Consider the following 11,945-nt stretch of genomic DNA (forward strand, 5'->3'; position numbering starts at 1 on the left):
CTGGAAAACCCCAAAAACTGACCCGCTCGCGGCTCGAAGCGAGGTAGCATTCTCGGCTCTCAAGTAACCCCTCTCAGCCTGCGCTTTCTTGCGTCGGGCTTAAAAACACTCTCTCCCTCATGCCGAACAAACTGGCGGCATGAAAACACTTCTCGCACTAAACACTGATCTGTCGGCGATGCCTTCCACTGAAGGCAAGGCGCCTGAGTGGATCGAGCTGATTCCCTCCGGCCCGAATGTCACTGGTCGTGATGGCCGTACCTGGCTGTTCGACGACCTGGCTCAGCAGCTCGTGCTCGCAGCCTTTGTCGGTCGCGGTATCGATATGGTGATTGATTGGGAGCACGCCACCGAAGTGGTGGCGCCCAAGGGGGAAGAAGCCCCTGCTTCGGGCTGGATCGATCGCTTAGAACTGCGCGACGGCGCTCTGTGGGGCCATGTCACCTGGACGCCCAGGGCAGAGGCTCAAGTCGTGGCCCGCGAGTATCGCTTTGTATCCCCCGTATTCGACTACGACGACACCTACCGCCGAATTCTTCGGATGGTCAGCGTCGGCCTGACGAACAAACCGAACCTGGTGCTGACAGCACTGAACCATGAGCAATCGGAGACTCAAAAAGTGCCACTTTCTCTCGCATTAGCGGCGGCCCTCGGGCTGGACGCCAGCGCAACCGATGAACAAGCCGTCGCCGCAGTAACTCAACTCAAGGCAACCGCCACCGCCCGCAACAGCGAGCAACCGAGCCTGGACAAATTCGTCCCGCGTGGCGACTACGACCAAGCCGTGTCCCGCGCAACGAACGCCGAACAGGCCCTGGAAACCCGCAAGGCTAATGATCACAAGGCAGTCGTCGAAACCGAAATCGCTGCTGCGCTGAAGGCCGGCAAGATCACGCCGGCCACCGTCGACTACCACCGTGCCGCTTGTTCGGAGCAGGCCGGGCTCGACCGTTTCCGCGAATACGTAAAGGCCGCGCCTGCTGTTGGCGACCCGTCCGGCCTGGACGAGCGCCAACCGGAAGTCATCGCTACCGCGCTCAACGCCGAACAGCGGGCCGTATGTGCTCAGCTCGGCCTGGACCCCGTGGAGTTCGCAAAAAACCTGAAGAGTGAGGGCTGATCATGGCTTTGACCGCTGATCGCAATACCCCGATGCAGCAAGCAAAAACCTTGGCGCTCCGCGTGGGGGCTGGTGCGCTCATCTATGCCGGAGCGCAGGTTGTTCTCTCTCCGTCTGGCTTTGCAGTGCCAGGCAAAACCGCCGCCGGCCTCACCTACGTCGGCCGTGCCGAAGAGTCCGCTGACAACACAGGAGGTACTGATGGTGCGAAGACCGTCGAGGTCAGCCGTGGCGGAGCTTTCAAGTGGGGCAACGACGGGACCGTCACTCAAGCCCATCTGCTGAAACAGGCCTATGTCGTCGATGACGCCACGGTAAGCGCTACCGACGGTGGCGGCACTCGCTCGCATTCTGGGCTGATTGTTGGTGTCGATTCTGACGGTGTTTGGGTCGAGTAACCCTTAATAAAGGAGCGCATTGCGCATGCTGGTCAATAAGAGTTCCATTCAGGCGGCATTCGTCGCCATCAAGACCCTGTTCAACAACGCCTTTGCAGCGGCGCCGAGCAGTTGGGAAAAAATCGCCATGAAGGTGCCCTCCAGCACGGGGAGCAACCTCTACGCTTGGCTATCTGCGTTTCCACGGATGCGCCGCTGGATCGGTGACAAGCACGTCAAGAACCTCCAGGCCTACACCTATTCGGTGGTGAACGAGGACTTCGAGGCCACTGTGGAAGTGGATCGCAACCACATCGAAGACGACCAACTCGGTATCTACGACCCCCAAGCCAAGATGGCTGGTTTCTCAGCTAAGCAGCTTCCTGACGAACTTGTGTTCGAACTGGTGAACAAGTCCTTCTCCGAGCGCTGCTATGACGGCCAGTACTTCTTTGATACCGATCACCCGGTGGCGGGCCAAAGTGTTAGCAACATGGGGACCAAGCGTCTGTCCATTGCGACCCTGGCCGATGCCGAAGCCAGCTACGGTGCCGCGTGGACCGTCATGCAGGAGTTCAAGGACGAGGACGGCCGCCCCATCAACGTTGCGCCAACTGTGCTGCTGGTGCCGCCTGCACTGCGAGACACTGCGCGCCGACTGCTGACCACGGAGAAGCTGGCGAACGGCGAGGACAACCCCTACAAGGGCACTGCGGAAGTGGTCGTTGAACCTCGCCTCACCTCACGCACTGCGTGGTTCCTGCTGGATACCAGCAAGCCGGTCCTGCCGTTCATCTACCAAGAACGCAAGGCGCCGGTGTTCGTCCAGCAAACCGCCCCCGAAGCCGACGATGTTTTCAACCGCAAGAAATTCAAGTTCGGCGCCGAGGCGCGTGCGGCGGCTGGCTACGGTTTCTGGCAACTGGCCTATGGCTCCACTGGTACGGGGAGCTAATCATGGGCGTAATCATCAAATCCACTACTGACGGGTTTCGTCGCGGTGGTATCGCTCATCGCGCCAAGGGCACCTATTACCCAGACGGCGCACTGACCGAGCAACAACTAGCCATGATGCGAGTTGACCCTGGTCTGCTGGTCGTCGAGGGCGTGCAAGAGGGGGCTCTCCAGGTAGGCCAGGACAACGCTGAGCTGGTTCAGGAAATGCGCAACACAATCGCCACGATGACATCGGAGGCAAGTGGCGCTATTGCAGCGCTGGAGCGCGATCTGGAGCAAGTTCGCGCCGGACTGATGGCGGCGTCTTCCGACCTGGTGGCGGTGCTCGCTCAACATCAGGCAGCACCTGGTCTGATCGTTGAGGCGGCAAAGCTGCTGACTCCAGCAGATCCCGCGCAGGAGGGCGCGATTTGTATCCTGGCTGACAGCCTGGCCGCCCTCGTCATCGAGCACCTTCGACCGCATACCCAGGCGCTGGAGGCGCAGGACCATGGACGCAACTCGACGCTCGACAGTGCCGGCAATCTTGAGTCGTCGCCGAGTCCGGCGCCGTTTCCGGCAGTGGCTCCGGCAACTGGTGATAAGCCGGAGGCCGTGACCGAAAAGGCTGCGGGCAAGCGCGGTGCGGCCAGCAAGAAGGGAGCCGAGTAATGAACCTCTCGCTGCCGAGCGCAATCGCGATCATCACCCGCTTCGGTGCCCGTGATATTGCGGATCTTGCGGTCCCTCAAACCCATCGGCCCATTGACGGCGCGCTTCTGGAGGCGGCGGCCAACGGTTCGCCATTGGATGACTGGGAGCCGGAAGATGTGGCGTCGGCCGTGGCTGCGTTGGCAAGGATCGCTGACGCCGCTAGCCGCGCTCGCAGCGAGGTTCAGTATTACCTGCGCTATCGCCAAGCTGGACAGGATGCCCCGGACTGGGTGGCTGACGATCTGCCCGAACTAACCCGGTTTCACCTGTACGGCGAGAAGGCCAATGCCGAATCGGCTGTGCGCCTGCGCTACCGCGACATCATCAAGCGGCTTGAAAACCTTGCCGCCGAGGACGAGAAGCGCGGTGCGGCCGAGTCTGGACAGTCTGGTCTTCAGATCAGTCATCAGTCGCGGATGTTCAGCCGCAGCACGTTAAGGGGGTTGTGATGCTTGGCGAGTTTGAGGACGCCATTCAAGCGCGGCTGAAGGAGTTGCTGAAGCAATTGCCGCGACTGCATGTCGACAGCTACGGCGGCGAGCTGAGCGACCCAGACCTACTGGTCGACCTGCTCAAGCTCACCCCAAGTGTGTTGATCACGACCCCGAAAGTAACCTTCCGCAAGGCGAGCCAAGTCCGGCGTTACACGGCAGCGGTGGTGTTTCGCCTGGTTATCTCAAGCCGGTCTGTTCGTGGTGAGCGTGAAACCCGGCGCGGCACAGTTGCCTCAGACCCTGGCAGCTACTGGATTTGGGAAAGCTGCATGCGCCTGCTGACAGGCTGGCAACACAGGCCAGGTGGAGCCCGTGTGTCGCCAACCGAGTTCGCAAACCTGGTCAACGGCAAGTTCGACGCCAGTCACCTGTCGGTGCTTGGTCAGAGCTTCGCCGTCGAGCTGGACTGGGAGATCCCAGAAGAAGAACTGCCAATGCTGGAGGGCATTGACCTGTCGTACCACGTACCGGCTGACAACCCGGATGTGGTCGTAACCGATTCGATTGAACTGAGGAACCTGTGATGCGTGTTATCGCTACTGAGCATCCCGTGCCAATGCTCCCGGCCGGCGACCAGTCGAGCGGCTTTATCAAGCCAGCCCCGGCTGATCCTATCGACGTGCCTGAGCACTCTTACTACCAGCGCCGCATTGCTTCCGGCGAGCTGAAGGTTGTTGCTGATGATCAGCCAGCCACCACCAGTACCGGCAAGGGCGGTGCCAAAACGGTCGCCAAGGATACCGCTCAATGACCATTCCTTTTGACACGATCCCTGCATCGATCCGCAAGCCGGGCGTATACATGGAATTCAACCTGCGCATGGCGGTGCGGAACCTGCCGACCAATCCCCAGCACATCTGCCTGGTTGTTCCGCTGGGAGCTGGAGCCACTGCTGAACCGTTGGTGCCGGTCCAGGTCTACAGCGCGGCCGAGGCGCAAGAGCAGTTCGGCCCTGTGGCCGGGGAAATGGTTTCGGCTTTGCTCGCGGCCTACCGTTATGCAGCGGTGTCCTGTGTCGGTATCGCTGTGATCGGCACCGAAGAGCCTGATATCTCGGCAGCACTGGCGGCTAGTGCCCTGGGCGGCTACACCATTCTGGTGCCAGCCTGGTTCAGTCAGGCGGCCATGACGTCGCTGCGTACCCACATCAATACCTATACCGACTCGATTGAACAGCAATCCATCCTCGGTGTTGGTGCCGTCACGTCGACAATTTCCGCTGCAACTGCCCTGGCTGCGTCGCTGAACAGTGGCGCAATCAGTCTGGCGCTGCTGCCAGGTACTTCATCATCTGCGCGCCAGGTCGCCGCCGCTTACGCTGCAATGATCGCTTCGGAAGAAGATCCGGCCCGGCCACTCAACACCCTGACACTTACAGGTACTGCCGTTCCGCCAGTCGCCAAGCGTCTGGGGCGAACCGAGCAAGAAACCTGTCTCAAGAACGGCGTCACCCCGCTGGAGGTGGGGGTGGGTGATGTGGTGCAGATCGTTCGTGCCATCTCTACCTACACCAAAAGCGCGGCCGGTGCAGGTGACGTTTCGCTGCTCGATCTGACAACCATTCGCACGTTGTATTACGTGCGGCAGGCCTGTCGTGACCGGATTCGTTTGCGCTTCCCGCGCGACAAGCTGTCGAGCAGGACCCCGGCAGCGGTGCGCGGCGAGCTGCTCGACGTGCTCAAGAAGCTTGAGGATCTGGAGATTGTCGAGAACGTCGATGACAACGCAGACGGCTTGGTCGTCGAGCGTTCAGGTCAAGACGCGAACCGGCTGAACGGTTCCATTCCCGCCGATGTTGTGAATGGCCTGCATGTGTTTGCTGGCCGAATCGACCTGCTGCTCTAACCGGAGATCCCCATGTCTGATAACCATGTAGGGCAGATCGTTCTGTCCATCAACGGCCAAGACTATGACATTAAGAGCCTCGACCACTCGCTGAAAACAGGTCGAGTTGTCGTCAAGACGATGAACCGCACCGGCCGCCCCAAGGGCACCGCCAAAGGCATCGAAGACCATGAGCTGCGTGTAACCGTTGCGGTTCCGAAAACTGGCGAACCCAACTGGCGCGCCATGCTCGACGCCAAAATCACTATCGAGCCTCTCGACGGTGGCGGTCAGCGCGAGACCTGGACGGGTGTCGCTCTGATGGAAATGGGCAGCAAGTACCAGCTCGAAGGTGAGGCCACCCGCGATCTGACCCTTTCTGCTCTGAACTACTACATGGAGTGACGTTATGACTGATCAAAGCAAGCGTTGGGATGGGCTCACCATCAAGGGCCAGTTGGAAATCGGGGTGTGGTACGCAGGCACGCGGCACAAGGAATTTGCCCTGCGTGTGGCTGTGGCCGGTGACATGATCGCCGCCCAGCAACAGCACCCCGAGGGGCCGCTGCAACTCATCACTGTCGAGGTTTACCGTCGCCAGTTGCTTTCGCTGGGGCAGATCCCGGCAGATGCGTTGACCACGGAGCTACTGCTGGAAGAGCTGGCCGAGTCCGACCTGGCGCTCATTTCTGAGGCGGATGTCGGACTGGAAAAAAAGCTCAAGCCGCAGAAGGCGGCACAGTCACCGACTGGCGACGCATCGAGCACGCCCTCGTAAGGCACGGCTACCGGCTCGACGAGATCCGCGCAATGACTCGACAAGAGATCGACGCGCGAATCGATCTGCTGATCGGTAGGAAGAAAAACACAACTCGATACGTGGCCCGAGGGAAAGGGAAGAAAAGACGATGACTATCCAATGTGTGGCTTTGCCCCAGGCCGACTTTGAGGCTCTTGAAAACTCGTTCCACGCTCACCGTGGCGCCGCGCTTCTTGTGCCGGGTGCTCAGGAGCCGATGCAGGCATTTCAAAAGGATCTTGTCGCCGCTGGTAAGCGGCTGGGCCTGGCTCCCGGCGAGCCCGGGAGCTATTCGGTGAGGCTCAAGCCAGGCGGTAGTGCCCACCTGTGCTGGGAAGTAGATAAAGCCGCGACCCACCACTGATTCAAGGCCCGATTAGGGCCTTTCTTCTGTATGAAAGTCTTTGGGAGATTCGTCGATGAGTTCGGACCTGCGCATAGCACTGCGCGTTCAAGCGCACTCCGGTGATGCGCGCCGCGAAGTTCAGGCGCTTGATAGCTCATTGCGTGATGCTGGCAAGAAGGGCGCGCGCGCGCTCACGGAAGAGGCAAACAAGTCCGGAACCGCATTGCGTAACGCCGGTCAGGCGGGCGCAACCAGCTACAAGATCATCCGGCAAGCAGTGCGCGAGGCCGCGCAGGGGCAAGGTGTCTGGCGTGCGGGTGTTGCTCAATCAACTAGCGCAATAAAGGTAATGGGCGAAACCGCCCGTAAGGCTGCAGGCGATGCAAAAAGTGAGTTGGCCAAGGCGGCGAAAGAAGGTTCCGAACCGCTTCGCCAGTCCGTCGACAAGACCGAGGCCAGCATGCGCCGTCTGGCTCAAAGTGGCGGCAATAACCTGCGTCTTCTCAAGCGTTTGGCGACAGGTGTTCGCGAAGAGTTCGACAGGCTCAAGCGATTCGGCGGGTCGGCCCAAGGCCAGCTTGCCGGGCTGGGTCTGGGCTTCGGTGTTGCGACCGGGCTGACTGGTAGTGCGAGGTTGGATCGCCAGTTGATCCGCACGCAGCAGACCGCAGACATGTCGAACGCTCAGCGTGACGAGTGGCGAGAGGAAGGTTTCCGCATCGCCAAGAAATACGGTCTTGACCGCGAAGGTGTGGACAGTGGTTTCAATACTCTGATCGCATCCGGGGTCAACTACAGCGCGGCGAAGAAGACCGCTGATGCCATAGGCCAGGGTACGGCGGTTACTGGTGCTGACTCTGCGGTGTTGGGTAAGGCGGTGGTCGCAGGCGCCAGTGCGTTCAACCTCGACTTGAACGAAGAAGGCGTCGCGCTGGCGTTGCTGCAAAAGATGACGGTTGCGGGTCGCCTGGGTAATGCCGAGCTTGAGAACCTGGCAGACCTTTTTCCCAAAATCGGCGGCGCCGCCCAGGCCGCAGGGATGTCTATCGCTCAGGCGCTGGCGTTCACTGAAACATTGTCCACTGTTGAGCTACAGCCAGAGCGACTGGGAACATTGGCTGAATCAACTTTGCGAGTATTCAGTAACAAAACTTATCGCGACCAAGTTACAAAAGCATCTGGCGTTAAGTTTTTTAATAAAGACGGTAGTTCGCGAAATCCGGAAGATGTATTTTCGGACCTAAAGCGTAAGTATGACCGCATGAAAACCGATGAACAGCGCGCAAAGTTCATGGGTGTTGTATTTAAAGGTATGGATCAAGACACAGTTCGCGGCGCGCGAATCATGTTGAGTGGCAACAAGAACGCAACGTTTTCCGAACAATCTAAAGAGATTGAACAGGCCAAGCCAATCTTTGAAAAAGACCTTGTTGATAACGTGAATAGCGCCACTGGTGCCGGTAGCCGGATGAAGTCCACGCTTGGGCAGGCCATTGACCGTATGGCGCAGCCGCTGAACAAGGGGTTTTCTGAGTTCGGTAGTTACTTGCTTGACGACCTCAATCTGTCTGGCGAGCAAATGCTGGCCGGTGGAGCCCTGGTGGGTGTTGGAGGTTATTACGCGGGTCGCGGCGCAAAAGCCGGCGCAGGTGCCTTGTTCAATAAGTTTTTGGGTGGCCCGGAAACACTGAAAAATATTGCAGTCGGCAAAGTTCTTGAGGAAGCGGCAGGCGTAACCTCGGTGTTTGTCACCAACTGGCCATCGGGCGCGTTGGGTGGTGGCATGCCAGAACTACCGGGCGGATCATCAACCTCAAGCAAGGGCAAGCTTGGTGGTTTTATCGCGTCATGGTTGGCACCGCTAGCGTTGGCAGCAACATCCACTCAGCTTGGAGGCGCCAGTAATCAGCAAACGGATGAAGATCGCTTGGCTATGGTGCCCCGCAACAAGCTGATCAACGATGAGCAGCGTACCTACCAGGCCGCCTTCTATCGGAACCGTATCGATCTTGCGAAAGACAACCCCGGGGCCTCGGACGATTGGCTTTCGAGCCAAGCCCAGCGTCTGGCCCATGACCAGACCGGGCTAACCGCATCGGGTGGATCGGTTGAGGGGGGGCGGGAATGGGCAGCAAACGCCTCCCAGCGCCTCACTGATGCGACGCTTGCTCCCATGCAGCAGGCGAGCGGTCAGGGTCCCGCAGACGCCAGATTGCAGGCGCTGCTTTCTAAGCCGCTGGTCATCGATCTGCGCCTAGACTCGCACGCGATCCAGGCTGAGGTTGAGCGTCGAACTGATATTCAAGTGAGGCGCGGCCAATGAGTTGGGAAGAGAACTTGCTGGACGCCTCTTTTCGTGGTGTGCAATTCGACGTTGTTGAGGAAAGTACCCAGGCGGAGCGCTCGCTGGCTCAGCACGGGACGCCATACCAGGACGGCGATGCCGTTGAGGACCTTGGGCAAGGTGCTCGGGTTTACACGATGCGGGCCGTGCTGTTTGGCACCAACTATGAGTTTGAGCTGCGGTTGCTTCTCGGCGCGCTGGACATCCTCGGGCCAGGCGAGCTGGTTCACCCGGTGTATGGCAGTGTCACCGTCGTGTCGAAAGGCTACACCGTGCATCACAGTGCTGAGCGCCCTGACTATGCGCAGGTGGAGCTGCATTTCCTGGCGCATACGCCAGACGAGCCATTTTTTAACCGTGACCTCATCTACACCATCGAGCAAAAGCTGCTGGTGGAGGATGAGTACACCTGGCAGGACGGCGTTTTTGATTTTCTTGCTGCTATCGACAGCCTGGTAGCCCAGATTCAGGAATGGATTGGCGGCGGCTGGACGGGGTTACTTGAAAAAGCGCTAGGCCTGCCTGGTATCGGTTTGCGTTTGCAGCAGTTGCGTAGCCAGATTCTCGGCGTCGTATCTGGTGTTGTCGACCTGTTCAAGAGTAACCCGATCTCGGCCTTCGACCCGCTGACTGATCTGCTACGAACGCCTACCGAGATTCGTAGTGTCATCCAAGAGAGCACACCCAGCACCTCCCGTGAGCTGCTCTCACGTACCGGCGTGCCGTTCGTGATGCCGGGAGGCGAAAGCCTGACCACTGGTGCGGCACGTGCAGGTTCTGCTTTCCTGCTGGCAGCTCAACAAGGTGTTGAACCTGATTCGGCGATACTGCCTGCTGAAATGCCGAGTGATCCGGTCGAAACGTCGGCCTTCGGGTTGGTCGTGCTGGTTATCACTGAGCTGGCTGTTTCGCACGCTCAGGCTGTGGCTGCTGTCATCGAGGGCGAGGCGGATACGCCAACGCTGAGCCCGGAAGATTTGGAGCGGCTGGTCAATCTAGCGCGCTCGCTGGCTGAGTCCGCGGTGCTACTGCACCGTCGCCTTTACGACGTCGAGTCCGCGTTGCCGGTCATTAACGCACTGCGTTCAGTTGCGGGCCTGGTGCAGGCGCGTGCTCGGTCAGTGATCTTGCTCAGCCCGCCACTCATTGAGCGAACTGTCTCTAGCGCTACCAGTCTGCGGCGGCTGGCCCATCACTGGTATGGCGATCATGTGCGTGCTGCCGAGCTGATGCGGCTCAATCCAGGGCTGAAGGCCCCACACAATATAGAAGCGGGAGAGGTGCTACGTGCCTACGCCAAATGACGCAATTCGCCTGACTATTGGCGGCATGACACACGCAACATGGGACGGGTGGTCCGTCGAGTCGGATCTGCTTACTCCGTCTGATGCATTTGAACTTGAGTTGTATGTTCGCGATACAGCGAAGCTGCCAGCGGTCTTGGTCGAGGGGGTAAGTTGTACGCTGAACCTAGGCCGGGATCGGGTTCTGACAGGACAAATCGACGAGTTCGAGCATGACGTCAGTCGGAATGGTATCGCAATCCGAATCAACGGCCGCGACGGCGCTGCCCCCCTGGTCGACTGCTCTTGTCCTTTCGTATCGATGCGCGAGGCGTCGCTGGATGAGGTGATCAGCAAGGTGGTGAAGCCGCTAGGCATCAGCAAGATTGATGTTCGTCAGCCACAGTCGGCCAAAAAAGGGCGTCGTCGTGTTCAGATCGAGCCGGGGCAGACCGCTTGGGAAGCATTGCTACAGGCAGCCGAGGCAAGCGGTTTGTGGCCGTGGTTTGAACCCGATGGCACGCTGGTATTCGGTGGCCCGGACTATGACGCAGCGCCCGTCGACGGCCTGGTGCTGCGCTTGGACGGTATGGGAAACAACGTTGAGCGTCTGTCTGTCCGGCGTTCAATCGCGAACCGCTACAGCCAAATCACCGTCCTCGGTCAGCACGGCCAATACGCTAATGATGGTCTGGATACAAAGCGCTCGCACCTTCAGTCGGTCATCAAGGACGAGACGTTGGCCCAGCGCGGCATCTTTCGGCCAAAGGTTGTAATCGACAACAGTACAGAGAACCAGAATATGGCGACGACCCGTGCGCGGAAGCTGCTGGCGGACAGTCGTCTTGAAGGGTTCGAGATCCGCGCAATCGTCAAGGGATACCGGACAGCATCCGGCCAGGTCTGGAATCCCGGCCAACGGGTACACGTCTACAGCGAGCCGCATGGCTTGAATGCCGTTTATTTTCTGATGGCCCGCACAATGCGGCTCACTCGTGGGCAGGGTGCAATCACTGAGTTGCGGTTGAGGGAGGATAAAATGTGGGTGCTGGACGGGGCCAAGATCAAGAAGCACAAAGGCAAGTTAAACCCGGACGCTGCATTCATCGAACAGATCAGGAGCGCCTGAGATGACCGGGCTAGCGAGGCAGGTTCGTGAACAGGTACAGCGTGCTTTCCAGCAAGTGCGCCAGACATTCCGGGCAGTTGCCGCCAGTAACACTCAGGGCAAGCTCCAGGGCGTGCAGATGGAGGGCCTGGCCGGCGAGACAGTCGACGGTGAACTATTCCAGCACTATGGTTTCACCTCGGCACCGCTACCAGGTGCTGAGTACATCGTGATCCCGGTCGGCGGCAGCACCAACCACGCTGTGGTGGTTGCAAGTGAGGACGGTCGCTACAGGCTTGCGGTACAGGGCGGTGAGGTCGCGTTGTACACCGACGAAGGCGACCGCGTTCATATGAAGCGTGGGCGTGTGATTGAAGTAGAGACGGAGACTCTTTTGGTGAAGGCGACCACGAAAGTTAGTTTTGATACGCCTTTGATCGAGACGACCGGCGACATCAAGGCCATAGGCGAGATTGCAGACCATACTCGAACTATGCAGGCCGACCGGGATATTTATAACGTCCATGGGCATAACCAAGGCCCTCCACCGGATAAGCAACAGTAAGACTCGGCTTAAATCCGGCTGAAACTCACTAGCCG

At 59.3% G+C, this 11,945-nt stretch carries 14 protein-coding genes; all 14 read left to right on the top strand.

All coding sequences use genetic code 11. The features are described 5' to 3' along the window. Window positions 1-139: 139 nt before the first annotated feature. The 14 genes from LGQ10_RS29770 to LGQ10_RS29835 all read left to right on the top strand — a co-directional run bounded on the left by LGQ10_RS29770 (window position 140) and on the right by LGQ10_RS29835 (window position 11,910). Window positions 140-1,120, top strand: a complete 981-nt coding sequence (locus LGQ10_RS29770; RefSeq protein WP_226524045.1) for a phage protease — start codon at window positions 140-142, stop codon at window positions 1,118-1,120. Between the two features lie 2 nt (window positions 1,121-1,122). Continuing rightward, window positions 1,123-1,518 (top strand): hypothetical protein, encoded by a 396-nt coding sequence (locus tag LGQ10_RS29775; RefSeq protein ID WP_226524046.1) that lies wholly within the window; start codon window positions 1,123-1,125, stop codon window positions 1,516-1,518. A gap of 25 nt (window positions 1,519-1,543) precedes the next feature. Next, the gene (locus LGQ10_RS29780) at window positions 1,544-2,452 is read left to right on the top strand and encodes a Mu-like prophage major head subunit gpT family protein (protein WP_226524047.1); all 909 of its coding nucleotides are present in this window, start codon (window positions 1,544-1,546) and stop codon (window positions 2,450-2,452) included. Window positions 2,453-2,454: 2 nt separating this feature from the next. Continuing rightward, the gene (locus tag LGQ10_RS29785; RefSeq protein WP_226524048.1) at window positions 2,455-3,105 is read left to right on the top strand and encodes an HI1506-related protein; all 651 of its coding nucleotides are present in this window, start codon (window positions 2,455-2,457) and stop codon (window positions 3,103-3,105) included. Then, window positions 3,105-3,596, top strand: a complete 492-nt coding sequence (locus LGQ10_RS29790; RefSeq protein WP_226524049.1) for a phage protein Gp36 family protein — start codon at window positions 3,105-3,107, stop codon at window positions 3,594-3,596. The genes LGQ10_RS29785 and LGQ10_RS29790 overlap by 1 nt, the downstream gene beginning before the upstream one ends. Beyond that, the gene (locus LGQ10_RS29795; RefSeq protein ID WP_226524050.1) at window positions 3,596-4,165 is read left to right on the top strand and encodes a phage protein Gp37; all 570 of its coding nucleotides are present in this window, start codon (window positions 3,596-3,598) and stop codon (window positions 4,163-4,165) included. The genes LGQ10_RS29790 and LGQ10_RS29795 overlap by 1 nt, the downstream gene beginning before the upstream one ends. Further along, window positions 4,165-4,392, top strand: a complete 228-nt coding sequence (locus LGQ10_RS29800) for a hypothetical protein (protein ID WP_226524051.1) — start codon at window positions 4,165-4,167, stop codon at window positions 4,390-4,392. Before LGQ10_RS29795 ends, LGQ10_RS29800 begins: the two co-directional genes overlap by 1 nt. Continuing rightward, the gene (locus LGQ10_RS29805; RefSeq protein WP_226524052.1) at window positions 4,389-5,486 is read left to right on the top strand and encodes a phage tail sheath C-terminal domain-containing protein; all 1,098 of its coding nucleotides are present in this window, start codon (window positions 4,389-4,391) and stop codon (window positions 5,484-5,486) included. Before LGQ10_RS29800 ends, LGQ10_RS29805 begins: the two co-directional genes overlap by 4 nt. 12 nt (window positions 5,487-5,498) lie before the next feature. Then, window positions 5,499-5,870: a phage tail protein gene (locus LGQ10_RS29810; RefSeq protein ID WP_226524053.1), complete on the top strand. Its 372-nt coding sequence runs from the start codon at window positions 5,499-5,501 to the stop codon at window positions 5,868-5,870. A gap of 4 nt (window positions 5,871-5,874) precedes the next feature. Beyond that, entirely contained in the window at window positions 5,875-6,243 is a 369-nt protein-coding gene (locus tag LGQ10_RS29815) for a hypothetical protein (protein ID WP_226524054.1), read from the top strand. Window positions 6,244-6,683: 440 nt separating this feature from the next. Next, complete coding sequence (locus LGQ10_RS29820) at window positions 6,684-8,933, top strand: phage tail tape measure protein (protein ID WP_226524055.1); 2,250 nt, start codon at window positions 6,684-6,686, stop codon at window positions 8,931-8,933. After that, window positions 8,930-10,258 carry a DNA circularization protein gene (locus LGQ10_RS29825; RefSeq protein ID WP_226524056.1) on the top strand — a complete coding sequence of 443 codons (1,329 nt, stop codon included), beginning with the start codon at window positions 8,930-8,932 and terminating at the stop codon, window positions 10,256-10,258. Before LGQ10_RS29820 ends, LGQ10_RS29825 begins: the two co-directional genes overlap by 4 nt. Further along, entirely contained in the window at window positions 10,242-11,366 is a 1,125-nt protein-coding gene (locus tag LGQ10_RS29830) for a phage baseplate assembly protein (protein WP_226524057.1), read from the top strand. Before LGQ10_RS29825 ends, LGQ10_RS29830 begins: the two co-directional genes overlap by 17 nt. A gap of 1 nt (window position 11,367) precedes the next feature. Next, window positions 11,368-11,910 (top strand): phage baseplate assembly protein V, encoded by a 543-nt coding sequence (locus LGQ10_RS29835; protein ID WP_226524058.1) that lies wholly within the window; start codon window positions 11,368-11,370, stop codon window positions 11,908-11,910. The last annotated feature ends 35 nt before the right edge of the window (window positions 11,911-11,945 follow it).

It is taken from the genome of Pseudomonas sp. L5B5, from assembly GCF_020520285.1.
Lineage (GTDB): Bacteria > Pseudomonadota > Gammaproteobacteria > Pseudomonadales > Pseudomonadaceae > Aquipseudomonas.

What these genes read in the sequence shown, in the direction of transcription:
- LGQ10_RS29800 (WP_226524051.1), top strand. Translation starts at nt 4,165, where the DNA reads ATGCGTGTTATCGCTACTGAGCATCCCGTGCCAATGCTCCCGGCCGGC.
- LGQ10_RS29795 (WP_226524050.1), top strand. Translation starts at nt 3,596, where the DNA reads ATGCTTGGCGAGTTTGAGGACGCCATTCAAGCGCGGCTGAAGGAGTTG.
- LGQ10_RS29775 (WP_226524046.1), top strand. Translation starts at nt 1,123, where the DNA reads ATGGCTTTGACCGCTGATCGCAATACCCCGATGCAGCAAGCAAAAACC.
- LGQ10_RS29815 (WP_226524054.1), top strand. Translation starts at nt 5,875, where the DNA reads ATGACTGATCAAAGCAAGCGTTGGGATGGGCTCACCATCAAGGGCCAG.
- LGQ10_RS29825 (WP_226524056.1), top strand. Translation starts at nt 8,930, where the DNA reads ATGAGTTGGGAAGAGAACTTGCTGGACGCCTCTTTTCGTGGTGTGCAA.
- LGQ10_RS29770 (WP_226524045.1), top strand. Translation starts at nt 140, where the DNA reads ATGAAAACACTTCTCGCACTAAACACTGATCTGTCGGCGATGCCTTCC.
- LGQ10_RS29820 (WP_226524055.1), top strand. Translation starts at nt 6,684, where the DNA reads ATGAGTTCGGACCTGCGCATAGCACTGCGCGTTCAAGCGCACTCCGGT.
- LGQ10_RS29805 (WP_226524052.1), top strand. Translation starts at nt 4,389, where the DNA reads ATGACCATTCCTTTTGACACGATCCCTGCATCGATCCGCAAGCCGGGC.
- LGQ10_RS29810 (WP_226524053.1), top strand. Translation starts at nt 5,499, where the DNA reads ATGTCTGATAACCATGTAGGGCAGATCGTTCTGTCCATCAACGGCCAA.
- LGQ10_RS29780 (WP_226524047.1), top strand. Translation starts at nt 1,544, where the DNA reads ATGCTGGTCAATAAGAGTTCCATTCAGGCGGCATTCGTCGCCATCAAG.
- LGQ10_RS29785 (WP_226524048.1), top strand. Translation starts at nt 2,455, where the DNA reads ATGGGCGTAATCATCAAATCCACTACTGACGGGTTTCGTCGCGGTGGT.
- LGQ10_RS29835 (WP_226524058.1), top strand. Translation starts at nt 11,368, where the DNA reads ATGACCGGGCTAGCGAGGCAGGTTCGTGAACAGGTACAGCGTGCTTTC.
- LGQ10_RS29790 (WP_226524049.1), top strand. Translation starts at nt 3,105, where the DNA reads ATGAACCTCTCGCTGCCGAGCGCAATCGCGATCATCACCCGCTTCGGT.